Raw genomic sequence first — 24,929 nt, 5'->3', positions numbered from 1 at the left:
TGTCCGGCGCCGGGGCTGGCCGTACACGTTATGCGAAACCGATTTACCATGGAGTCAAACCGAAAGCAGGTCAGCCCGGCTAGACCGATCAACGCAAGGCAGCATGCCTGGCAAGTATCTGAACAGTCGTCCTTACCCATAACCAACATGCCTCGCCCCTCAGATGGTTAGCGTCACCCCACAAGAAAATACCCAACCCCGGCCGCGCCGCTGGAAGCTCTATCTCTCACTGACGATTCTCGCCCTCGGCGCCGGTGCCGGCACACTGGCCTGGATCGAGTTGCAGGAATCGAACTTCCAGGCAAGCTATTTCAACCGGATGTCGAAAGCGTCCACCTGGAAGCTCGAGCCCGGCGAGGACCCGGGCATCTGGTTGCCCGGCGCCGGCCCCTACGACCAGCGCCTCGGTTACACCCAGATCAAGGCTTTCCTGCCCCGCATGACCGCAGCCGGCTTCGCGGTCACCGCCCAGGCACGGCAATCCCGGGAATTCCGCGACATCGTCGGGCAAGGGCATTTTGCGATCTACCGCGAGAAATCGCGGGCCGGACTGACCATTCTCGACCGTCACGACCAGGCGCTGTACGACAGCCAGTATCCCCGCCTGCAGTACCCCGATTTCGAGGCCATCCCGCCCGTGCTGGTGGAAGCCCTGCTGTTCATCGAGAACCGCGACCTGCTCGACCCGAATACGCCGAAACGCAACCCGGCCGTCGACTGGGGGCGCCTGACCCGGGTGGCGGCCGGACAGGCCATGCGCCAGGTCAATCTGGGCGGCAACGGTCGCGCCGGCGGCAGCACGCTGGCGACGCAGATCGAGAAATTCCGCCACTCGCCGGGCGGCCGCACGCACGATACCGACGACAAGTTCCACCAGATGATGTCGGCTGCGCTGCGCGCCTACCAGGATGGCGAAGAAACCCTGCCGGCGCGCCGGCGCATCGTGCTCGATTTCATCAACTCCGTACCGCTCGGCGGCATTCCCGGCTACGGCGAGGTCAATGGCCTGGGCGATGGCCTGTGGGCCTGGTACGGCCATGATTTTGCCAAGGTTAACCAGCTGCTGAACGACCCCGGCGCGGACCTCACCGAGCGGGCCCGCGCTTTCAAGCAGGCACTGTCGCTCTTCGTCGCCCAGCGGCGCCCTTCCGGACTGCTCGGCGACACCAGCGGCCGCCTCAACGCGCTCACCGACAGCTACATCCGCCTGCTTGCCGAAGACCATCTGATCCCCGCCGACCTGCGCGAAGCGGCGTTGCAGGTGACCATCCACCCGGCCCGCCAGGCACGCCCCGGCGACGAGGTATCCTTCGTCGAACGCAAGGCGGTCAACGACATCCGGACCTCGCTCAGCGACCTGCTGGACGTTGAAAACCTCTACACCCTCGACCGCTACGACCTGAGCGTACACACCACCCTCGACGGTCCCAGCCAGCAGGCCGTCACGCGCGTCCTGAATCGCCTGGCCGATCCGGCCTTCCTGGCCTGCGCCGGTTTCAGGGAAGCCCGCCTGCTGGCCAATGGCGACCCCAGGCTGGTCAATTACAGCCTCACGCTGTACGAGCGCACGCCGACCGCCAATGTCCTGCGCATCCAGGCCGACAACCTCGACCAGCCGCTCGACATCAATGCCGGCACCAAGCTCGACCTCGGTTCCAGTGCCAAATTCCGCACCCTGGTTTCCTATTTGCTGGTCGTCGCCGACCTGCACAAGCGCTACAGCGGCACGCCTGCCGAGGCGCTGGCCAAGCTGCCGCGCCATCCAGCCGACCGTCTGAGCAACTGGGCCATCGATATTCTGCGTAACAAGCCGGACACCTCGCTCGAAGCCCTGCTCGAAGCAGCCATGGAGCGCCGCTACCCGGCCAGCCCCGGCGAGACCTTTTTCACCGGTGGCGGCATCCACCGTTTCGGCAACTTCAAGCACGAAGACGACGGCAAGAACCCGAGCGTCGCCGAAGCGCTGGAACAGTCGGTCAACCTCTCCTTCGTCCGCATCATGCAGGATGTCGTCCATTACCACGCCTACGAAGCTGCCGACGCCCCGGCACGCGGCCTGCGCGACAAGGACGACGACGAGACCCGCCAAGCTTTCCTCAACCGCTTCGCCGAACGCGAGGGCCTCGGTTTCCTGCGCACCTACTGGCACAAGTACCGCGACGTGGCCCCGGAGGATCGTCAGGAAGTCCTCGCCGATTCCGTCCCCAACCGCCCGGTTCCACAGGCCGCGGCCTATCTGAGCGTCCTGCCAAACAGCGACTTTGCCGGCTTCTCGGCCTTCATACGCAAACAACTCGGCGACAAGGCCGGTACCGATGCCGGCCTGCGCAAGCTGTTCGACAACCACGCCACCCGCCAGTACAGCCTGGCCGACCAAGGCTACCTGGCCCGCGTGCATCCGCTGGAACTGTGGTTGGTCCGCCACCTGCAAAGTCACCCCAAAGCCACGCTGAAGGATATCGTGCCGGCCAGCGTCGAAGCACGCCGCGACGCCTCGAAATGGCTGTTCGCGCCTCGCTTCAAGCATGCCCAGCAGGTACGCATCAACATCGTCGTCGAAGTGGCCGCCTTCGAGCGCATCGCGGAAGAATGGCGGCGCCTGGGCTACCCGTTCGAGCACCTGGTCCCGTCGCTGGCCACCTCGATCGGCAGCTCGGCCGACCGCCCGGCTGCCCTTGCCGAACTGATGGGCATCGTCGTCAATGACGGCATCCACCGCCCGACGGTGCGCATCGATCAGCTGCATTTTGCCGCCGACACACCCTTCGAAACCCGTCTCGAACGCCAGCAGGAACCCGGAGAGCGCGTCATGCCGGCCGAAGTCGCCCAGGTCACCCGCCGCGCCCTGCTGCGCGTGGTCAATAGCGGCACCGCACGGCGCCTCAAGGACACCTACCGCGACAACGAGGAAAAGCCCCTGGCCGTGGGCGGCAAGACCGGAACGGGCGACCATCGTTCGAAGGTCATCGGGGCCGACGGCGGCGTACGCAGCGCCAAGGTCATGAACCGCGCCGCAACCTTCGCGTTCTACATCGGCGACCGCTTCTACGGCGTCGTCACGGCCTTTGTCCCCGGCGCCAAGGCTGCCGCCTACGACTTCACCTCGGCGCTTCCCGTGCAGATCCTGAAGGAGATGGAACCCGCGCTGCGGCCTCTGATCGCCGACCGGCCGCAGGCCGATGGCAAGTGCAAGAGCGGAGCGGCCGGCCTCGCCGCCTCTCCGCCGGTTGTGCGCAAGAATGCCCCGGTGCCGAATCCCTCGGGCCAACCGGCCGGCACGGAATGAGCAGCGCCTATCCAAGTGGTTTGAACTTCCGTCATCTACAAGCCCCCCATCCTTCAGCAATACAAAAAAACCGCTAAAATAGCCCGCCCATGCGTCATTTCCAATTGTCATGCTCGAGTCCGTAGCCCTCCCCCCGACCGGCCCCTTGCCTGATACGCTGACACTCTTCGAGCATCTGGCCGACGCGGTCTATCTGATCGACCCGGACACCTCGAACATCGTCTGGGCCAACCGCCTCGCTTGGGAATGCCTCGGCATGACGCGGGACGACATCCTGAACCACAGCGTCCTCAGCCTGCAAAAGGATATCCACGGCCTGCCGCAGTGGTCAGAAATCGCCGGAATCATTCGTGCCAGCGATTGCTATCGCTTCATCGGGCGGCATCGGCATCGCGATGGTCACGAAATCGAAGTGGAGGTGCTCACCACCTCGTTCGAGCACGCGGGCCGTCCCTACTTCCTCTCCGTGGCCCGCAACCTGTCGCGCCAGCTGGCGCAACAGCAGGATCTCCAGGACCGGGAAAAGCAGCTCTGGTTCGCCCTGAACGAAGCCATCGACGGGCTGTGGGACTGGGAGGTCGCGACCGGGAAACTGTATTTCAGCCCGCAGCTCAAGCGCATGCTGGGCTACGGCCCCGACGAAATGGCTCCGGTGCTGGACACCTGGAAGCTGAACGTTCATCCCGATGACGTCGCCGATGTGCTGGGGGTGTTGAGCGAACACATGCAAGGCAAGCGTGCCCGCTTCGAGGCCGTCTATCGGCTGCGCAACCGCAACGGGCACTACCTCTGGGTCCACGACCGCGGCCGTGTCTGCGAATTCGCTCCCAACGGCGAGCCGGCCCGCGTCGTCGGCATGGTTCACGATATCAGCGACCGCAAGCAACTCGAGCTCCAGCTCCAGGAACTGGCGTCATTCGACCCGCTGACCGGGCTCCCCAACCGCCGCGAAGCAAACGCATTTCTCGACACCCAGGCGCAGCTCTGCCGCCGCATGAATCTGCCGCTCGGTATCGCCTTTCTCGACATCGATCACTTCAAACAGATCAACGACCTGCACGGCCATCTCATGGGCGACCAGGTGCTGCGCCAAGTCGGCACGGTGATCCAGAGCACCGTGCGCGGCTCCGACATGGTCTGTCGCTGGGGCGGTGAGGAATTCCTGATCCTGGCGCCCAACACGGCACTTCAGGACATGCACCGGGTCGCCGAAAAGGTACGCCAGGCGGTCGTCGACGCAACGTCCGGCCTGCCCGTGTCGATCACGCTCAGCGCCGGCGTCTCGGCCGCCCGGGGCCAGGCCATCGACATCAGGACGCTCATCGCCGAAGCCGATTCGGCGCTTTATAAGGCCAAGTCGGAAGGGCGAAACCGGGTCGAGTCCACTCTTCCCGCAACGCAACCCGCCTAAGCCGCCGCGTCTTTCAGCCAGCGTACGACGAGTTCGTACAAGTGGTCCGGGTCGATCGGCTTGGGGATGAAATCGTTCATCCCGACCGCCAGGCAACGCGCCCTGTCCTCGACGAAGGCATTCGCAGTCATGGCCAGAATCGGCACCTGCGCCCGCCCGGGCATGCCCCGTATGCGTCGGGTTGCTTCGAGGCCGTCCATGCGCGGCATCTGCATGTCCATCAGGATGAGATCGTAGGCGTTATGCCCGGCGCTCGCCACGCCTTCAGCGCCATCGCCGGCAAGATCGATCACCAGACCGGCTTCCTCGAGCATCAGCTGGGCTATTTCCTGGTTGATCGGCTCGTCATCGACAATCAGGACGCGGCGACCGGCAAAACGCCGCTGCAGCACTTCGAAAACCGGTTCATCCTCCGTCGCGGCAACCCGCGCCGCGCCCGCGGCCTTTTTCAGGCGCGCCGAGAACCAGAAGCTGCTGCCATCGCCCTCGCGGCTGGTCACGCCTGCATCACCGCCCATCAAGCGCGCCAGTTTCTGGGTAATGGCCAAGCCCAGTCCGGTACCGCCGTAGCGACGCGTTGTCGAGTTGTCGGCTTGCTCGAAGGCTGAAAACAAGCGACCGACAGCTTCCTGCGGTATGCCGATCCCGGTATCCACCACGTCGAAACGTATTGTCACCGCTGCTTCGTCCTCCCGGACCTTCCGGATGCGGACCGTGATCCGCCCCGCTTCGGTAAACTTGATGGCATTGCCAACATAGTTCATCAAGGCTTGACTCAGGCGGGTCGAATCACCGAGCAGCGAACAATCGATGGCATCCGTTTCGACCAGGATTTCCAGCCCTTTCTCGGCCGCCCGCTCGCGGAAAATGGTCACCACGCCCGACAGCAGATCGGCCATGTCGACGGCCTGCTCCTCGAGTACGAACTTGCCGGCCTCGATCTTCGAGAGTTCGAGTATCGCGTTGATGATGTTCAGCAGGTGACTGCTGGCCATCTCCAGCTTGTCCAGCCTCCGTCCCTGCTCGTCGCTCAGGCCAGTCCGCCTGATCAGGTGCGCCATGCCGGCGATGGCATTGAGCGGGGTCCGAATCTCGTGGGACATGTTGGCCAGGAACGCGCTCTTGGCCAGGCTCGCCTTCTCGGCGGTCTCCTTTGCTTCGGCCAACTGCGCCGTTCGTTCCCGGACCTCGAGTTCCAGCTCGGCATGGTGATTGCGGAGAATCCGCTCGGCACGCCTGCGTTCGGTGACGTCGATGACGAACCCGAGGATGCACAACTCGCCGTCCAATTCCGTCACTTCAGCGGAAATGCTGACCTGCCGGCGCGCGCCGCTCTTGTGAAACCAGCTGGTTTCCCAATCGACCAGGCGCTTCTCCTGCAGCAAGCGCACGGCCCAGCGATGCCGGTCCTCCCCGTCAGACCAAAGTCCCATTTCGGTTGACCGGCGCCCCAGCAATTCATCGGCGGTCCAGCCGAAATCACGTTCGTAGTTGCGATTGACCTCGACGAAACAACCATCCCTCACCCTGACGATGGACGCGGCAACCGGACTGGCATGGAACATCGAGGCAAACCGCTGCTGCGAAAGCCTGAGTTTCTGCTCCGCCGCCATTTCCGCCGCCCGGCGTTGGGTCACATCCTCGCCCACACCTACTGCGCCAACGACTACCCCGTCCGCATCGCGGATCGGACAGGCGTGCCAGGCGATCAGGCGTTGTTCGCCATCCCGTGTCCGGATCGGGTATTCAAAATAATCCGTCCGCGTCTCGGCCCCGAAGACAGCGCTATAAAACAGCTTGCTTCGCCCTTCGGGGTTGGCGCTCTCGCGCAGGCAGGTTTCGAACCAGTCCTTGCCGACCAGTTCCTCTGGCCGATAGCCGAGCACCTCGCCCGCCTTCCGGTTGATCGACATGACACGCCCATCGAGATCGAGGGCAATGATCATGGCTTCGACGGTTTCCAGGATGTTCCGGTGGTAATCGCGCTCCTGGCGCAAGGCTTCCTCGGCGTTCACCTTCTCGGTGATATCCCGCGCCACACCAAACAGGCCGACGATCTCCCCGGCATCGTCCCGGATGGGATACTTGCGGTTGTCGATCCAGCCCTTGCGACCGTCCGTACGCAGGTAGGCCTGCACCTCCTGCACCGGCTGACCCGTCGTAAACACCTGCTTCTCGAGCCGGTAGTACATGTCGGCATATGCTTCCGGGAAGAGGTCGTAATCCGTCTTGCCCAACAAATCGCGCCAATGTGCGGTCTGGTGTGCGATGGAAACCAGCGTCTGGCTGGCGCCGGTCAGAACGTGGTTGCGATCCTTGAAAAAGATGAAATCGTCGGTGTTTTCCATCATGGCCACAAAATTGGCCATCATCGGCTCGGATGCCTCCTTGCCCCACAGGTTCCCGGCCGACTCCAGGCGCAATTCGAGTATTGCCTGGCCGGATTCCACGGCGTATCTCCGGTATTCGCCGCGGACGCAGAGGATTTTCTCCGACGCATTGCGCATTCGGGCATTGAAGCATCCCGCCGTGTCGCCAGAGGAATCCTCGAACAGCACCGCCACGATATCGGCATCCCCGGCGTGGAAGCACTGGCATAGCGCCACCCTGCCGCGTGTGAAGTCATCCGCCGTGAAACCGAGCAAGTCCACGCAACCCTCGTCGGCAGAAAGCACAACCGGGCTTTCGCCAAGCCGAACCCGAAAAGCTATGCCGGACATCGCGCCTCCGAATATGACGTTTAGCCTAATTCGCCATCTTAACGACGAAAGAGCGACTGTGCCGAAAACGGGAGTGGATTTCTTTCCATCCTTTTCCTTCCGCCCCCGCTCATCGACGCATCATCAGCATGGAGAATGACGACTGAAGACATATTGCAAACACTTTGCTGCAGCGCAACAAAATGGTAGTCTTGAAGCCATAAAATAACGCCATCAAAGCGAGAAACAGCATGAGCGAAATCGATCTGAAACGTTTTTTCCTCGAACAGGTGAAACTGTTCGAAAACTTCCCGGCCGACAAGGTCGAGGAAATCGTCATCAAGTCGCGCCTGGCGACTTATGAAGGCAACGAGGCCATCCTCGAAACCGGCGACGAAGGCCACGCCATCGGCGTCGTCATCTCGGGCCACGCCGAGATTTCGATGACCGACAACACCGGCACGCGCTCGGTGATTTCCCAACTCGAAGCCGGCGACGTCTTCGGCGTCATGTCCCTGCTCACCGGCGACCGCATCGTCGCCGACGTCATCGCCGGCAACCGTTGCTTCGTGTTGATGATCCCGCAGGAGGTCTTCAATACCCACATCCTGACCAATCCCAAGGCGGTCGGTTACCTTTCCCGCCTGCTCGCCGACCGGACGCGCGCCATGTCGGTCGACCTCGTCGCCGCCCAGGCCCGCGCCGTCAGCAAGTCGGATGACCCCTACGCGCTGTCGATGCGCACCAACTCGCCGGGCAAGGTCGTCGCGCTCAACGTCGGCATCAGCCAGATTCATTTCGGCATCTACGACACGCTCGAAAGCGGCGCCGACATCCACGGCATCATCGACAATGCCGACAAGCAGTTCGCCCACATCACGGTCAGCGTCGGCACCCAGAAAAAGACGCTGGACCATGCGCCGTTCAAGCTCTCCGACCTGTTCTCGGTGATGACCGAGGCGACGGCGCTGCTCGGCAAGGCCTTCACCTTCCACCCGGAAGACGTCACGGCTATCGGCCATCGCGTGGTGCATGGCGGCAACAAGTTCTCCAGCTCGGCCGTGATCACCCCCGCCGTGATCGCCGACATCGAGGAACTGGCTGTCTTCGCCCCGCTCCACAATCCGGTCAACGTCGCCGGCATCCGGGTCGCCCTCAAGCAATTCCCGAACGTGCCGCAGGTTGCCGTCTTCGACACAGCCTTCCATCAGACGCTGGCGCCGTACGCCTACCTCTACGGCCTGCCCTACGACCTGTACAAGCAACACGGCATCCGTCGCTACGGCTTCCACGGCACTTCGCACCGCTACGTGTCGATGAAGGCCGCCGAAGTGCTCAAGCGCCCGCTCGGCGAGCTGGAAATCGTCTCCTGCCACCTCGGTATCGGCGCCTCGCTGTGCGCCATCGATCACGGACGCTCGATCGACACGACCATGGGCATGACCCCGTCCGACGGCCTGATCATGCCCAGCCGCGCCGGCAGCATCGATCCGGCGGTGATGATCCACCTGATGGAACAGCACAAGATGACGCCGGAACAGCTTTCGGCGTTGATCAACACCGAAAGCGGCCTGAAGGGCATTTCCGGAATCTCCAACGACATCCACGAAATCGAGGCGCAGGCCGCCGAAGGCCACCACCGCGCCCTGCTCGCCCACAAGGCATTCTGCTACCAGGTGCGCAAGAACATCGGTGCCTACGTGGCGGCGATGGGCGGCATCGACGTCCTGGTGTTCACCGGCGACATCGGCGAAACGAGCGCCACCGTGCGCAGCCTGGCCTGTCAGGGCCTCGGCTACATGGGTATCAAGCTGGACGAGGAAAAGAACCGCAACCTGACGTCGATCGATTCGCACGTCGTGATCTCGACCGCGGATTCCCCGGTCACCATCCTGGTCATCACCAACGACGACGAGCGTCTGGTTGCCTGGGAAGCCCTGCGCGCCATCGAACGCAACCAGCTGCTGCTCGAAGCCAAGGCTGACGAACCGCCGGCCATTCCGGTCGAGATCTCGGCTCACCACGTGCATCTGGCGCAGGCCGACGTCGAGGCGCTGTTCGGCCCCGGCCACCAGCTGACGCCGATGCACGAACTGTCCCAACCGGGCCAGTATGCCTGTGAGGAGAAGGTGCATCTGGTCGGTCCCAAGGGGCGTATCGCCAATGTCCGCGTCCTCGGCCCGACCCGCAAGGAGACCCAGGTCGAGATCGCCATGACCGAGCAGTTCAAGCTCGGCGTGCAACCGCCGATCCGCCAGTCCGGCGACCTGGCCGGCACCCCCGGCCTGACGCTGGAAGGACCGTATGGCAGCACCCAGATCGAGCGCGGCGTGGTCTGTGCCCAGCGCCATATCCACATGTCGCCGGAAGACGCCATGCGCTTCCGTGTGCGTGACAACTACGTCGTCCGCGTCCGCGTCGAAGGCGAGCGCGAGCTGATCTTCGGCGACGTCGTCGTCCGCGTGAATCCGGCCTTCCGGCTGGCCATGCACATCGATACCGACGAAGGCAATGCCGGCAACCTGAAGACCGGCACGCTGGGCTACATCGAGGAAATCCAGAGCCGCGCCTGAGGCCCCTCGGCCCGCTCCTTTTCGCTGCGGCAGAAAGGAGCGGCGCGCTCAAGCCACGGGTTTGGCCAGCCAGCGGAGCAGCGTGGCATAGAAGGTTTCGTGGCGTACCGGCTTGGCGATGAAATCGTTCATCCCGGCGTTCAGACAGCGCTCCTTGTCGTCGGCAAAGGCGTTGGCCGTCATGGCCAGAATCGGGACGGACGCAGCCCGGGGCATGGCCCGCAGACGAAGCGTGGCGGCCAGTCCATCCAGCCTCGGCATCTGCATATCCATCAGGATCAGGTCATAGTCGTTCGCTTTGACCTTGTCCAGCGCGACGAGGCCATCCTCGGCAATGTCGGCAACCAGGCCGATGGCAGCGAGCATGGCGAGCGTGATTTCCTGATTGATCGGCTCGTCTTCCACCAGCAGGATGCGGCTACCGGCGAAATTCTTGCTCAAGACGATATCCGCCGCTTCTTCCTGACCGATTTCCGTTCTGGCATCGTCCGTTCCGACCGAACGCTGCAAGCGCGCCGTCAGCCAGAAAGTGCTTCCCTCGCCCGGCACACTGTCCGCCCCGGCCTCGCCCCCCATGGCCTGTGCCAGCTTCCGGGTGATCGCCAGGCCAAGGCCGGTACCACCGTAACGACGGGTAATCGAATTGTCCGCCTGCTCAAAGGCGGCAAACAGACGAGGCAGTTGCTCGGGCTGGATGCCGATGCCGGTATCCTGGATTTCGAAACGAAGCAGGACACCCTGCTCGTTTTCATCAAGCCGCCTCAGCCGCAGCGTCACCGTTCCGGTTTCCGTAAACTTGATGGCGTTGGTTGCGTAGTTGAGCAAGGCCTGTTGCAAGCGGGTGGCATCCCCCATCAGCAGCGGAAACGCTTCGCCGCAGTCGACAACCAGCTGAAGTTGCTTGGCATGCGCGCGATCGCCGAGGATGGCGACGATATTCGAGAGCAACCGCTCGGGCTGCAAAGGCGATTCGTCGAGCACGAATTTTCCGGCCTCGATCTTCGATAGATCGAGGATGGCGTTGATGATCTCCAGCAAATGCTCCGAAGCCAGCTCGAGCCTGCCCAGCCTGGCCTCCTGATTGGGCATGAGCCCTTCGCGACGGATCAGGTGGGCCATGCCGGTGATGGCATTGAGCGGCGTCCGTATTTCATGCGACATGTTGGCCAGAAAAGCGCTCTTGGCGATGCTGGCAGACTCCGCTGCCGACTTGGCTTGTGCCAGTTCGGCGGTGCGCCTGGCCACCTGCTTTTCGAGGTCCTGACGATGCTGATGCAGTTCCGCCTCGTATTGCATGCGATCGGAAATATCGTGGCTGATGCCGAACACGCCCACCACCTGCTGGCTGTCATCAAACAGCGGCCACTTGCTGGTCTGGAAGTGCCGTTCATCGCCACGGGCATCGCGGTAGGACTCGATGACGCCCAGAATGGGCTTCCCCTCGCGGAGAACGACGCGGTCGGATGCCGCGTAGCGGGCGGTAATCTCCGGGCCGAAGAAATCCGCATCGCATTTGCCAACCATCTCGCGCCAGCTCGCGCAGTTTGCCAATACGGCCACAGACTGGCTGCAGAAGCGGATGCAGCCATCGGTGTCCTTGAAATAGATGAAGTCGCCCGTCTCGTTCAGAAACGCCTCGAAATCCCGATTGAAATCGGCAAGTTGCCTAGCCGTTCGCTTGCGCTCGGTAATATCGACATCCATGCAGACGACGATGGGTTCCGCCTTGTTGTCGCCAGGAATGGCAAACTTGGTCGCCTCGACCCAGATGGTTTCCCCGTCGCGATTACGCGCCATGAACTCCAGCGGCCCCACCGGCACGCCGCTCGCCCTGACCTGCTCCGAGGCGTGCTGAGCCTCGGCGGCCTCGGATGGGCCGAGAATCAGCTGATCGAGGGTCTTGCCCAGAGCCTCTTCCGCCGACCAACCGTACAGGCTTTCCGAGGCCTTGTTCCAGTAAATGACCTTGCCGGCGCGGTCATACCACTGGACAGCCACATTGGGCGTGTTTTCCAGCGTCGCCGACAATTGTTGACGCGATGCCTCGACACGTTCCCCCGCCTGCGCAAGCAGCCCCCATCCTCGAATCAAGGCGAGGAAAGAACCCAGCACCAGAATGGAAATCATCAGCAACCCGCCGCGCAACAGCCAGACGTTGTCCGGCGTACTCTGCCAGCCACCGCGGGGAATGGCCGCCAACTGCCAGGAACCCGTTGGCAGATAGATATCGGCCAGCACCGGATTCATGGCAAACACATCGGGGCTGCCAAAAAACGTAGCGCCCCTTGCTCCGTCGCCATCCTTGCCGCGAATCGCGATTTCGACCGGCAGCTTGTCGTCGCGCAAACCGCTGACGGAGAACAAGCGCTCGACATCAATCACGGCGCTGACCAAGCCCCAGAAATACTCCCGTCCGCCGGAATCCAGCAGGTATACCGGCAAACGCGCCGCCAACCCATCGCCCCCTTGAACCAGTTTGAACGGCCCGGCCAGGACAATCTGGCGACTCTGACGTGCGCGCTCCACGGACGGAAACTGTTCCGGAATATCGCGATATTCCAGCCCCAGCGCCTTCTCGTTGCCGGACACCGGATAAACCATGCGTACAACCATGCCCGGGGCCAGAGCCAGGCTACGGAGTTGCGAACGCCCATCGAACAAGGGCTTGGCAGCTACATTCAGACGCTCCTGGTCGATGTTCGGCGTCAGCGCCACCAGGCTGGTCAGGCCGCGAACCAGCTGGATATCCGCATTCAGGTGCCCCTCGAGCGAATCGCGGACCCGCCCGAGTTCGTTATGAACAAAGGCCCGAATCGCGGTTTCGTGCTGAACCTGGTTGATCCGTTCGGCAAAGTAGGCCGCCAGCGCCAACCCACAGGCCAGAACGCCCGTGACGAAAAATAGTATGCGGCGGCTCACACTCTCTCCAATAACCTGATGCACTATCCAATAGATGGATTGTATGCATTAAGTAATAGATTTAGCAAAAACCGCAGACATCACCACGCGCTTTTTACCAAGGGAAGCGGCATTCGCCGCCCCCCTCAAGGCAAGGGCGCTCCTAGCGGGCGATAATCACGCCGCAGGCAACCCGCTTGCCGGAGTTGCCCGCGGGTTGTGACTTGTAGTCGTCAGGATCGGCATGGACGACAATGCTGCGCCCGATGACGCCGCTCGCTCCGCTCAGGCTGAGCCCCTCGATTTCCCCGGAAAAACGGGCCTCTCCGGCCGCGTTGGCCACCAGATTGGGCATGTCGCCACCGTGCCGTTCGCTCCCGGCGTGATGCCCATGAGCCTTTCCGGCAGGATTGAAATGCCCTTTTGCGGAACTGGCATCCGGTGCACTGCAGTCCCCTGCCTCATGAACGTGAAAACCATGCTCTCCCGGCGTCAGGCCGGCAACCTGCGCCTCGACCCGCAAACGGCCGTTCAATTCGGTCAACGTCACCTTGCCGCTCACCGCACTTCCCGAACGTGCCTGCAGATCGGCGCTGGCCATCGGCCCCGCCGGCGTCGTGGCACAGGCGCTCAACAGGCTTGCCGCAATGGCGCTCATGAAAAAACCGGCACGCATGGTCATCTTTATCTCCTCTTTGTAATTGATGAAACATCACCCCTGGTCGGGTAACAGAACGGACCCGATAGTTTGCTGAACGTTCAAAGTCGAAGATCAATTATTTATAACAATTCGAAATAACAAGATGCCCACTTGTTCTTAATTGAGCATTAAGGTGTTGTTACAATGGCGACCATTCGACAATCCCAGCGGATTACCCAGCAATGACCCAACGTTCCACCCTCTCCCATCTGGACTGGCTCGAAGCCGAAGCCATCCACATCATGCGCGAAGTGGCCGGCCAGTGTGCCAACCCGGTGCTGCTCTTCTCCGGCGGCAAAGACTCGATCTGCATGCTGCGCATCGCCGAAAAGGCCTTCCGCCCCGGCAAGTTCCCCTTCCCGCTGATGCACATCGACACCGGCCACAACTACAAGGAAGTCGTCGAGTTCCGCGACAAGCGCGCCGCCGAACTGGGCGAACGCCTGATCGTACGCTCCGTCGAGGATTCGATGGCCCGCGGCACGGTCGTCCTCAAGCACGAAGGCGAATCGCGCAACAAGCACCAGTCGGTGACGCTGCTCGAAGCCATCGAGGAATTCGGCTTCGACTGCTGCATCGGCGGCGCCCGCCGCGACGAGGAAAAGGCCCGCGCCAAGGAACGCATCATGAGCTTCCGCGACGAGTTCGGCCAATGGGACCCGAAGAACCAGCGCCCGGAGCTGTGGAACCTCTACAACGCCCGCAGCCACAAGGGCGAGAACATCCGCGCCTTCCCGATCTCGAACTGGACGGAAATGGATGTCTGGCAATACATCGAGCGCGAAGGCCTCGAACTGCCGTCGATCTACTTCGCCCATACCCGCCCGGTCGTCATCCGCCAGGGCGCCATCGTGCCGGTCAACGTGCCGCTGGTTTCCGGCGAGCTGACCAACCTGCCGAAGGCCGGTGAAGAAATCATCGACAAGCTGGTGCGCTTCCGCACGGTCGGCGACATCTCCTGCACGGCGCCGGTCGAATCCGATGCCGACGATGTCGCCAAGATCGTCGTCGAAACCGCCACCACCACCATCACCGAGCGCGGCGCCACGCGTCTGGACGATCAGACCAGCGAAGCCTCCATGGAACAACGCAAGAAAGAGGGTTACTTCTGATGAGCGCCCACCCAATTGAAGATCACGGCCTGCTGCGCTTCCTGACCTGCGGCAGCGTCGACGACGGCAAGAGCACCCTGATCGGCCGCCTGCTGTTCGACACCAAGACCATTCTCGCCGACACGCTGAACGCCATCGAGAAGACCTCGCAGAAGCGCGGCATGGGCGCGGTCGACCTGTCCCTGCTCACCGACGGCCTGCAGGCCGAGCGCGAACAGGGCATCACCATCGACGTCGCCTATCGCTACTTCTCGACCGGCACGCGCAAGTACATCATCGCCGACGCCCCGGGCCACGAACAGTACACCCGCAACATGGTCACCGCCGCCTCGACCGCCAACCTGGCCATCATCCTGATCGATGCGCGCAAGGGCGTGCTGACCCAGACCCGCCGCCACTCCAAGCTGGCGTCGCTGGTCGGCATTCCGCACCTGGTCGTCGCCATCAACAAGATGGACCTGGTCGATTACTCGCAGGACACCTACGAGAAGATCAAGGCCGACTACCTCGAATTCGCCGCCAAGGTCGGCATCGACGACATCCGCTTCCTGCCCATGTCGGCGCTCAACGGCGACATGATCGTCGACCGCGGCGACTCGCTGAACTGGTACGAAGGCCCGACCCTGCTCGAGATTCTCGAAGCCGCTCCGGCCGCGCACACCGAGCACACCGAGAAATTCCGTTTCCCGGTCCAGTACGTCTGCCGCCCGCAAGACTCCGCCAACCCGGAACTGCACGACTACCGCGGCTTCATGGGCCGCGTCGAATCCGGCTCGATCAAGGTCGGCGACAAGGTCACCGTGCTGCCCAACGGCCTGGAATCGACCGTCAAGGCCGTGCAGATCGGCGGTGTCGACATTGGCGAAGCCGGCACCGAGCAATCGGTCACCCTGCTGCTGGCTGATGAAATCGACACCTCGCGCGGCGACATGATCGTCAAATCCAGCGAAGTGCCGCCGGCCGTCAAGGAAATCGCCGCCACCGTCTGCTGGCTGGCCGAAACCCCGCTCGACCGCGCCCGCACCTACCTGATCCGCCATACCACCCGCGACTCCAAGGCCAAGCTCACCGCCATCGACCACCGCCTGGACGTGAACACCCTGGAAAAGGTGCCGGCCGAGAAGCTGTCCATGAACGACATCGCCCAGGTCCGCTTCAAGCTGGCCCAGCCGCTGTTTGTCGATGCCTACGAGGATAACCGGGCGACCGGTGCCTTCATCGTCATCGACGAGAGCAACAACAATACCGTCGGCGCCGGGATGATCCGCTGATCGACTGCCGGATGGCTGCAACGAAAAAACGCTTCCCGAGGGAAGCGTTTTTTTTGGATCCGATCATTTGCTGCACCCTTCGCCTAGCGCGGAACGGCACTCCCCTTGGGTTCGCCTTCAGCAGCCTTGCGTACCAAGCGCGCCAACCCCAGAACGATCAGCTTGGGTTTGAGACTGGCGCGCTCGCAATGCTCGAGATTGACATCGAACATCAGGTGCTGGTTTTCCAGCGCCAGCGCCACCGCCACCGACTGCAGCGGAGCCCTGTCGGCAACGGTCAGGGTCGGCTGGCCGCCCAGCATCGAGCGGATTTTCGGCAGATTGCCCACTGCGGCGGCCCCGACGTAGAGGATATCGCACAGGCGGATAGGCGTCGTCGTGCTCAGCCGGGCGATGACCATGCGCTGGCCATTGACCCGCTTTTCGTCATACCCCTGCATGGCTGCACCCACCTCTTCGTCGCCCAGAATGCAGATGTGGAAATTGGCACGCCGCGATTCCGGCCATTCGAAAAGGTGGGCGAAGTTGTACAGGTAGGCAGCCTTCATGTCATGTTCGGACACCCCCTGCGCGTTGGCCGCCAGGCTGATCCAGAACCCCAATAGAAGCAGAAGCGCTCGCATCACCGGACTCAGAGATCGTAGTTGATCTGGAACCAGTAGGTCCGGCCATCCATGCGCAAAGCATCGATACCGGTTCCCGGTGCCCAGGTGAAGGGTGAAACGACCTCGTAGTCGCGGTCGAACAGGTTGCGGATACTGAACGAGGCCGACAATCCGTTCCACTTCCGTTCGCTGGAGAAAGTCAGGTTGGCCAGCGCTACGCCGCCCAGGCGGCGGCGTTCATCCGTCAGGCGGGAACCGAGGTATTGTGCCTCGATGCCGACGCGCACGCCCTTACCTGGCAACGGTGCGGAAACCTGGAATTTTCCCAGCACGTTGGGAGAATTCACCGCATCCAGGCCGGCGATGTCGGTCGAGTGCTGCCAGGCGCCGCTGCTGCGGGCGCGCACGCCGTTATCCCAGCGCGCCTCGAACTCCAGCTCCAGGCCGCGCGCCAGACTGCTACCGGTCGGCACGTAATGCCCATCGCTGATATAGACCTGCTGCTTGCTGCGCCGGTATTCGTAGAGCGTGCCGGTCATCCGCATCCGCCGGTCCAGGTCGTGCTGGATGGCAAACTCCTTGGCCACCACGTATTCGGGTGCGGTTCCCGAAAGGTAGAACGAGCGATCGTCGGCATTGGGCATGCGGAAAGCCTCGCTATAGCTGGCCTTCAACGTGGTCCGGAAACCGGGCTGATAAATCAGCGCCACGCGCGGACTCCAGTTGCCTTCCAGGTCGCTGGCCTTGTCGTAGCGCGCGCCGACATTGAGCCGCCAGCGCTCATGGAAGCGATACTCGTCGGCCAGGTAGAAGCTGGTCGTGTTTCGCGAGTATGCGTCCTTGACGCTGCTGGCCGCATCGATCCGCCCATCGGGATACCAGTACGACCGACTCAGATACTGGTTGTAGTCGTTCCGATACTCCATGCCAAACATGATCGAATGATGGGCAAACCATTTCCCGACGAATTTCTGGTCGAGGCCCCACCATTCCGCCCGGTGCTTGCGCTGGGCATTGGAAGCCGCATCGTCGATGGTCCGCTGGCTGTCATAGGCATAGCGACCGAAATATAGACGCGATGTGGAATACAGGTGCAGCCCCAGATCGGTCTCGTAGCTGACGTTCAAATAGCTGTTTTCGTCGTCGATGACAAAAGGCGTATTGAAGACGGCGAGTTTCATCGGCTTGGTCGGTACCGTTTTCCGGCGTTCGACATGTGCAGCCTCGACCGTGAATCCCTCGTAGGAGAACTTGCCGAAAACGCGCCGGTTCCTTTCGTCGTCGATCCCGTTTGCCCAGCCATGATTGTTGGCCGGGGTGTCGTAGGCCGGAAAATGGAGATTCTGCCCCTGCGATTGCAGGGACGACGCCGAGAGCAGGACGTCGGCGCCGTTATCGAAGCGTTTGCCGAAAGTCGCGCGCTGGCGATAGGTATCGTGGCTACCCGCCTCGCTGGAAAGCTGCAAGGTGTTGAAATCGCTCCCCTTGCGGGTGACGATGTTGATGATGCCCAGCATGGCATTGTTGCCGTAGATCACCGACCCGGTGCCGGGCACGTACTCGACGCGCTCGACCAGCGCCAGGTCGATCAATCCCGACTCGTCGATGTAGGCCTGGTTGAACAACGGATCCTGCGTCTGGTAACCGTCGATAAGCACCATGATGCGGCCGGTATAGTCCCCCGGCGCACCGAAGCCCCGCCCGCCCATGTACTGATAGCGGCGGTCATTGGTCGTATACAGGCCGCGCATGCTGCTGATGACATCGGCCAGGGTGCGATAGCCATAGGCGCGGATGTCGTCGGCCGTCACGATGGCCACGGCGGACGGTGAGTTGCTGATCTGACGCACCAGCGCTGATGCGGACACGACCTCGCGCTGGACCAGCTGATCAAAGGGCACGGCGCTCAGGTCGGCCGGGCCTGCTGCCAGTGCCACCCGGCCGGCAAGAGCGGCAGCCAGCACGCCAAGACGCAGCAGAGCGCCGGATACAGACCGATGTCGATGGACACGCAGCGTCAAGAAAAACTCCCGACGCGGGGAGTCGCTATCGACGACATCACCAAAGATGAAAAAATCATAATCAGATCCAGGTACTGCGCGGATTGGCACGGATTGAAGCAGCAGGCGGCGACCGCCCCGAAACCGTCCGCCAGAAAAATACCGGATTATGCACAGCAACTGCCCCGACGTTAATCCCGTTACCCCGTTTTTCCCCACTGCCGGGCGTTAACGCGCAGAAAGACCGTCATTTCCATGCAGTATGCGTATTTCTGCGACACGTTGCCGCATGTGACAACGTGTCACTGCCCTGCCCCATGGGCGATCACTACCATTCCCCAAATTTCAAAAAACGACACAAGGGGAGTTCATGAAACAGAAAAAGGGATTGCTGCCCTGCGGGGTGCTCTGCGCCTGCTCGCTGGCAACGGGCGGCGCACTGGCGGGCGATGTCGCCAAGGTGTTCGACGAAGTCTCGGTCACCGCGACGCGGGAAACGCGCGCCACCGGTGAGGTACCGCAGGCCATCGCTGTCGTCGGCAAGGAAACGCTGGCCGACAAGAAGATGTTCAACGTCAAGGAAGCCTTGCAGGAGGTTCCCGGCGTGCTGGTCGACAGCAAGAACGGCGGCTTCGACGCCCGCCTGATCATCCGTGGCGCCGGCCTCAAGGCGGCATTCGGAATCCGCGAAATCCAGGTGCTGCGCGACGGCGTCCCTCTCTCCGACCCCGACAGCTTCACCCGCCTCGATTTCGTCGACACACAGGACATCGAGCGCATCGAGATCGCCAAGGGTCCCGGCAACCTGTTTGCCGCGGGCAGCGCCGGCGGCGCCATCCAGATCATCTCCAAGTCGGTGTTCGACAACCGGGCCAACAATCTCAAGATCGGCGCCGGCACGTCGGGGACGCAGAACTACCACCTGCGCGTCGGCGGCATGGTCGACGACCGCCAGGCCCTGGCCCTGACGGTTACCCGCCGCGAAATGGACAATGACTGGCGCTTCTGGAACCGCTTCGACACGACGCAGGCATCGCTCAAGCACGGCCTCCAGATCAATGAATCGGACGTCATCGAGAGCGAGATTTCCTACGCCGAATCCAACATGCAGCTCCCCGGGGCAGTCGACGAGACCCTGTTCCAGACCTTCAAGCGAACCGGCAAGCAGAACGGCACCCCGGAGGCCTGGAAACACTCGGGACGCTACTCCAAGGTCTGGTTCCTCAACAGCCGACTGGAAATGCGCCGCGGCGACTTCACCTTCAAGCCCCGCCTCTACTACAACACCTGGTACCACTACCATCCGGTCACCGGACTCATCAACGAAACAGAATCCTGGGTTTCCAATCTCGGGGTCGATATCGAAGGCAACTACCGCCATGCCGGAGGGACGCTCGTCGCTGGCGTCACGGCGCGCCGTGAGCGCGCACCCGATTCGCGCAAGTACGAGTACCGCGATGTCGCCACGGCAGGCGGCCGCATCGTCGCCACACGATCCGACGCCAGGGGACGACTCGCGGAAATCGACGACGCGACGACCCTGCTGACGGGCGTCTATGTGCAGGAATCCTGGCGGCCGAACGAACGCTGGATCGTCGACGCCGGCCTGCGCTACGACGTCGTCGACTTCGACGACAACAACCGGCAGTTCCGCAAGTACGACTACGCTTCCGGCCGCTACGTCGCCGGCGCCGGATCGACACAGATCAGCAAGACCTTCCATCTGCCGGCACCCAAAATCGCCGCAAGCTACCGCCTGCAACCCGGCCTGAACATCTTCGCGATGGCTGCCCAGGCGGGCCAGATTCCCTCGTTCAGCGAGGTCTCGACCAACCCGGCGCTGGAGGCCCCGGTCGCCCGCAACTACGAACTGGGCCTGAAGGCCCGCGCCGACAACTGGTCCATCGACGCCAGCGCCTACGTCAACCCGGTGAGCAAGGACATCGTGCAGCAGAGCAACGGCGGCGTGACGACCTACCTCAACGCGGGCAAGACCGACAAGAAAGGCTTCGAGTTCGCCGGTCGCTACGCCTTGGACAAGCACTGGGAAATCGGCGGCTACTACAGCCATACGCGCTACCGCTATACGGAGTTCTCGGAACCGGTGCGCGTCGGTGCCGCCACCGTCAACCAGCAACGGGCGGGCAATGCGCTGCCCTTCGTGCCGCGCCACCAGTATGGCGTCTTCGCCGGCTGGAGGCAGGGCGGCTGGCGCGCACGCCTGTCGGCCAACACTTGGGGCGAGTACTGGATGGACAGCGCCAACACGCAGAAATACGAAGGCTGGGAATGGATAGCCAACGCCTCGATAGGCTACCAGCTGAACCAGCATTCATTGACGCTCAACGCCGACAACCTGTTCAACCAGCGTTACGCCGCCGAAGCCAAGAAGGACACGACCGGCCGGGTCACCTACACGGTCGGCGCCCCGCGCGCGCTGATGCTGACCTATCGCTACGACTTCCGCTAGGAGAACGCCATGCACCGTACCGTATCGATGCTGGCCCTGGCACTGGCCAGCAGCCTGTCGCTCGCCCAGTCGCACGACCGCCACCCCGCCGCACCGGGCAGCGCCGCCCCACCATGGACCGGGCAGGCGCTGATCGTCGCCGCTGCGGGCAATCGCGGCGATCGCACGACGGCGCCGTACCGGCCGGTCGGACTGAATGCAAGCGAGATCCACGTCTTCGGCCCGCGCGGCGGCGAACAGGCTTTTCCGGTCGAGGCCGGCGTCGCCCGCCTGCGCAGCCCGGCCCCGGAATCCGGCAATTACCACTGGCTGAGCGCCCGTGCCGAAACACCTGCCCATGTGGCGATCGCCTCGACCATCTGGTATGCGAGCAACCCGGGCCCCGCTCCGGTCGACCTGTTGCGCCGCATCAAGAACGAACTGGAGATCGTCCCCGATCCGCTGCCGCGCGAGCACGCCAGCTATCGCGAAAGCGAGAAATGGCGCTTCATCGTTCGTTACGAGGGACGTCCCCTGGCCGGCCAGATCGTCCGCATGGAAACCGAGCGCGGCACGCGAACGGCGTTCACAACGGACACCGAAGGCATCGCCACCGTCCTCTTCCCGCGCGACTTTCCACCCGATACCGAGGGTGACGGGCATGCCCGGGCGAAGGCCGGATTCGTGCTGAGCACCGAGCGCCAGGAGGCGGGCCGGCATTTCGTGACCTCGTTCAACCACACCTACGCACCGGACAGCGAACGCGGCCGCAGCCTCGGCTGGGGGGCCGTCTTCGGCCTTGCCGGCATGCTCGGCGCCTTGCCGCTGCTACGCCGTCGCCCCGCAAAGGAGTCATCGTGTTGAAAACCCTCATTCCCACACTCTCCCGGCTGCGCTTCGCGATCCAGCTGGCGATGCTCTTCGTCACCGTCTACGGCAGCGTCCTGGTCGGCACCTACATGGCCGGCAAGATCTCCAACGCCTTGCCCGCGCTGTCCTGCGCCTACGACCAGATGAACGGGGGCTACTGCGTGCTGATCCCCACCCAGCACATCCTGCACCATCGCATCGGCGAGGCGATGGTGCGCGCCCAGCAACTGACCCTGTCGATGATCCTGCCGCTGCTGATGAGCTTCCTCGCCTTCTTCGCCTTCTTCTTCGTGCTCGGCAAGGCGTTCTGCGGCTGGGTCTGCCCCCTGGGCACCCTGCAGGAAGTCGTCGGGCGGATCGGTCGCCGCTTCGGGATCGGCCTGCGCCGACTGACGTCCGCCGACTTGCTCGCCGCGCACCGGGTGCGTCCGGTCAAGTGGCTGCTTCTGCTCGGACTGGTCTTCCTGCTGCCCCTGCTCACCGGCCTTGGCGTGACGCCTCATGCGCTTGGCAATCCCTACTGCGACATCTGCCCGTCGCGCGTCGCCACCACGCTGCTTACCGGCAACACCGATCAGCTCGCCCTGCGCGTCGGCGATGGCTGGAGCTTTGCGCTCGGCGCCGCCGCCGACTTCCTGATCGGTTTCATGATCGTCGGCGGCCTGGCCATCCGCCAGCCCTTCTGCCGCATCTGCCCGCTGCTCGCCTTCAACGCGCTGTTCCAGCGCCTGTCGCCGCTGCGCCTGGTCAAGACAGCGCACGCCAACTGCGGTCAGTGCCGCATCTGCAGCGATGCCTGCCCCATGGATATTGAGGAAATATCGCAGCAAGCCGGACGCAAGGCCTATACCGAGGATTGCACGCTGTGCGGACGGTGCGCCGAATACTGCCCGCAGGACGGGACGATCCGGCTGAAATGGGGGCCGCTTGCCCTGTTCTCGTCGCGCCGCGCCTACTACAAGGACAAGGTACGCAGCGAATTGCCGGATGGCAGCGTCAAGCCGTTACGTTTCATGCAGCGCGACGAGGCGGCCGATGCTCGATGACCTTGCGGCCGGCCATGTCGGTCTCGGCACCGTCTGGCTGCTCGGCGTCTCGATGGGCCTGACGGCGTGCACCGTCACCTGTCTCCCCTTCATGGGTACCTGGGCGCTCGGCCGCTCCAGCGGCACGGCGGAAGCCTTCCGCCATACCGCTGTCTTCCTCGCTGGCCGGGTACTGATGTACACCCTGCTCGCCACGTCGGCCGGAATGGCCGGGCTGCACCTCGCCCGGCTGCTGGGCGGCACCTGGGGCAATGCGTTGATCGGCGGCGCCAGTATCGGCGCCGGGCTGTGGCTCATCGTACGCGCCCACGTCGCCGGATGCCGACCAAAGCGCCCGACCGCCCAGCCCGTGCGCTTTCAGCGCCGCGCCGACGCCGCGCCCCCCTTCGCACTGGGCGCCACCCTGGCCCTTACCCCGTGCACGCCGCTCGCCTCTTTGCTGGCCCTCGCCGCCCAGAGCGGCAGCGCCCTCTCCGGGGCCAGCTACGGCCTGGCCTTCGGCCTCGGGGCCGCGATGACGCCGATCCTCATCCTCGTCCCCCTCGCCGGCCGGCTCGGCCGCGAACTGCGCGTCGGCCGCCCCTGGCTGTCGCGCTGGCTGATCTGGGCATCGGCCGCCGTCCTGATCCTGCTCGGCCTCCGCCGGCTACTCGCCTAACCCCTGTCGCAGCGTAGGCGCGATGCGCACGGGGAAGGGCTGAGTCCCCGATGCGCCGGTCGAGCGCCGCGCCTGCAAGCCGCCGCCCCTGGGGCATGCTAGGATTCGTCACCAATGGACGGCACGCTACCGGTGCCCTGTCCCGGACGCCACCCGACTCGCTCCCACCGCCCCGCTGCTTCGACCATGCCCAAGCTCAAGAAACCGCTCACCACCCTCGTCATCGCCGCCCTGTTCGGCGGCACTGTCTGGTGGTGGACCGTCCAGAAAACGGCCACACCCGCCCCTGCCAAGACCGCCCCGCCAGTACCCGTGATCGTCGCCCGGGCGGAGAGCGGCGAGATGCCGGTGTTCCTGAATGTCGTCGGGCGGGCCGAAGCCTACGAGGGCGTCACCGTCAAGTCGCGCGTGGACGGCCAGGTGCTGTCGGTCGCTTTCACCGAGGGACAATCCGTCAAGCAGGGCGATGTCCTGGTTCGCCTCGACCCGGCCGATTTCGAGGCCCGCGTGGCGCAGGCCGAGGCCGTGGTGGCCCGTGACCAGGCGCAACTCGCCAAGGCACGGGCCGACCTGGAGCGTTACCAGGGGCTGAAGGCGCGCGGCTTCGTCTCTGACGAGAAGGTCAACGAAATCCGCACCAACGAGGTGGCCGCCGCCGCCACGCTCAAGGCCGACCAGGCGGCCCTCGAACTGGCCCGCCTGCAGGTTTCCTACACCGCCGTGCGCGCGCCCTTCTCGGGCATCGTCGGCGCTCGCCTGGTCTTTCCTGGCTCGACGGTCAAGATCAACGACACGGCGCTGGCGGTCGTCAATCGCGTCGATCCGCTCTATGTCGGCTTCGCCGTCCCGGAACGGCATCTGCAGACCCTGCACCGGGCGGTCAGCAAGGGCCCGATGACCGTGCAACTGGCGTTGCCGGGGAACAAACAGGTTGCCTTCGAGGCCAAGGCACGCTTCATCGACAACGCGGTCGATGCCACCACCGGCACCGTCCAGATGAAGGCGGTGCTCGACAACAAGCAGGCACGCCTGACGCCGGGCCAGTTCCTGAACGTCAGCATGATGCTCGACAAGGCCACCGGCGTGGTCCTCGTACCGAACGAGGCGATCCAGCAGGGCGCCGAAGGCAATTTCCTGTACGTCGTCAAAGGCGACGACACGGTCGAAGTCCGCAAACTCGAGATCGTCGCCAGCCACCAGGGCATGACGGCCATCGGCAAGGGCGTGGCGGCCGGCGAAACGGTGGTCACCGACGGCCAGCTGCGCCTGGCGCCGGGCGCCACCGTCATGGCGAAGCCGGCCGCTGGAGCGGCCCCTTCCGCTACGGCCGCACCGGCCAAATAAGGGACAT

General features: G+C 63.5%; 15 protein-coding genes. 10 read left to right on the top strand and 5 right to left on the bottom strand.

The window, feature by feature from the left end:
- Positions 1-163 precede the first annotated feature (163 nt).
- Together F1002_RS04255 and F1002_RS04250 are read left to right on the top strand one after the other, a co-directional pair.
- Complete coding sequence (locus tag F1002_RS04255; protein WP_150427760.1) at positions 164-3,286, top strand: transglycosylase domain-containing protein; 3,123 nt, start codon at positions 164-166, stop codon at positions 3,284-3,286.
- Positions 3,287-3,395: 109 nt separating this feature from the next.
- Positions 3,396-4,697, top strand: a complete 1,302-nt coding sequence (locus tag F1002_RS04250; protein WP_150427759.1) for a diguanylate cyclase — start codon at positions 3,396-3,398, stop codon at positions 4,695-4,697.
- Here F1002_RS04250 and F1002_RS04245 read toward each other — a convergent pair.
- Positions 4,694-7,417 (bottom strand): PAS domain S-box protein, encoded by a 2,724-nt coding sequence (locus tag F1002_RS04245; RefSeq protein ID WP_150427758.1) that lies wholly within the window; start codon positions 7,415-7,417, stop codon positions 4,694-4,696. The genes F1002_RS04250 and F1002_RS04245 overlap by 4 nt on opposite strands.
- A gap of 230 nt (positions 7,418-7,647) precedes the next feature.
- On the opposite strand from F1002_RS04245, the gene F1002_RS04240 reads away from it, so the two are divergent.
- Positions 7,648-9,969, top strand: a complete 2,322-nt coding sequence (locus tag F1002_RS04240) for an acetate/propionate family kinase (protein WP_150427757.1) — start codon at positions 7,648-7,650, stop codon at positions 9,967-9,969.
- A gap of 48 nt (positions 9,970-10,017) precedes the next feature.
- Here F1002_RS04240 and F1002_RS04235 read toward each other — a convergent pair whose 3' ends face one another.
- Both F1002_RS04235 and F1002_RS04230 read right to left on the bottom strand, forming a co-directional pair.
- Entirely contained in the window at positions 10,018-12,888 is a 2,871-nt protein-coding gene (locus F1002_RS04235; RefSeq protein ID WP_150427756.1) for a PAS domain-containing protein, read from the bottom strand.
- 142 nt (positions 12,889-13,030) lie between these two features.
- Positions 13,031-13,549 (bottom strand): superoxide dismutase family protein, encoded by a 519-nt coding sequence (locus F1002_RS04230; RefSeq protein WP_150427755.1) that lies wholly within the window; start codon positions 13,547-13,549, stop codon positions 13,031-13,033.
- A gap of 200 nt (positions 13,550-13,749) precedes the next feature.
- On the opposite strand from F1002_RS04230, the gene cysD reads away from it, so the two are divergent.
- Both cysD and cysN read left to right on the top strand, forming a co-directional pair.
- The gene (cysD, locus tag F1002_RS04225; protein ID WP_150427754.1) at positions 13,750-14,679 is read left to right on the top strand and encodes a sulfate adenylyltransferase subunit CysD; all 930 of its coding nucleotides are present in this window, start codon (positions 13,750-13,752) and stop codon (positions 14,677-14,679) included.
- Complete coding sequence (cysN, locus tag F1002_RS04220) at positions 14,679-15,950, top strand: sulfate adenylyltransferase subunit CysN (RefSeq protein WP_150427753.1); 1,272 nt, start codon at positions 14,679-14,681, stop codon at positions 15,948-15,950. Before cysD ends, cysN begins: the two co-directional genes overlap by 1 nt.
- Positions 15,951-16,033: 83 nt before the next feature.
- Here the strand turns inward: cysN and F1002_RS04215 are convergent, their stop codons facing one another.
- Both F1002_RS04215 and F1002_RS04210 read right to left on the bottom strand, forming a co-directional pair.
- On the bottom strand, positions 16,034-16,573 hold the full coding sequence (locus tag F1002_RS04215; RefSeq protein ID WP_150427752.1) for a YfiR family protein: 540 nt from the start codon (positions 16,571-16,573) through the stop codon (positions 16,034-16,036).
- 8 nt (positions 16,574-16,581) lie between these two features.
- Entirely contained in the window at positions 16,582-18,576 is a 1,995-nt protein-coding gene (locus tag F1002_RS04210) for a TonB-dependent siderophore receptor (RefSeq protein ID WP_223879452.1), read from the bottom strand.
- 349 nt (positions 18,577-18,925) lie between these two features.
- Between F1002_RS04210 and F1002_RS04205 the strand changes: the two genes are divergently transcribed.
- The 5 genes from F1002_RS04205 to F1002_RS04185 all read left to right on the top strand — a co-directional run bounded on the left by F1002_RS04205 (position 18,926) and on the right by F1002_RS04185 (position 24,922).
- Complete coding sequence (locus F1002_RS04205) at positions 18,926-21,025, top strand: TonB-dependent receptor (protein WP_150427751.1); 2,100 nt, start codon at positions 18,926-18,928, stop codon at positions 21,023-21,025.
- Positions 21,026-21,034: 9 nt separating this feature from the next.
- Positions 21,035-21,868, top strand: coding sequence for a DUF4198 domain-containing protein (locus tag F1002_RS04200; RefSeq protein ID WP_150427750.1), 834 nt, complete (start codon positions 21,035-21,037; stop codon positions 21,866-21,868).
- On the top strand, positions 21,862-22,920 hold the full coding sequence (locus F1002_RS04195) for a 4Fe-4S binding protein (protein WP_150427749.1): 1,059 nt from the start codon (positions 21,862-21,864) through the stop codon (positions 22,918-22,920). The genes F1002_RS04200 and F1002_RS04195 overlap by 7 nt, the downstream gene beginning before the upstream one ends.
- A complete protein-coding gene (locus F1002_RS04190; protein ID WP_223879451.1) occupies positions 22,862-23,578 on the top strand; it encodes a sulfite exporter TauE/SafE family protein in 717 nt (238 codons plus the stop codon). The genes F1002_RS04195 and F1002_RS04190 overlap by 59 nt, the downstream gene beginning before the upstream one ends.
- A gap of 114 nt (positions 23,579-23,692) precedes the next feature.
- Entirely contained in the window at positions 23,693-24,922 is a 1,230-nt protein-coding gene (locus F1002_RS04185) for an efflux RND transporter periplasmic adaptor subunit (protein ID WP_223879450.1), read from the top strand.
- Positions 24,923-24,929 lie beyond the last annotated feature (7 nt).

This window comes from Dechloromonas sp. CZR5, from assembly GCF_008711155.1.
Taxonomy (GTDB): Bacteria; Pseudomonadota; Gammaproteobacteria; order Burkholderiales; family Rhodocyclaceae; genus Azonexus.
The sequence above is the reverse complement of the archived record's forward strand: the minus strand, read 5'-3'. Positions and strand labels throughout refer to the sequence as shown.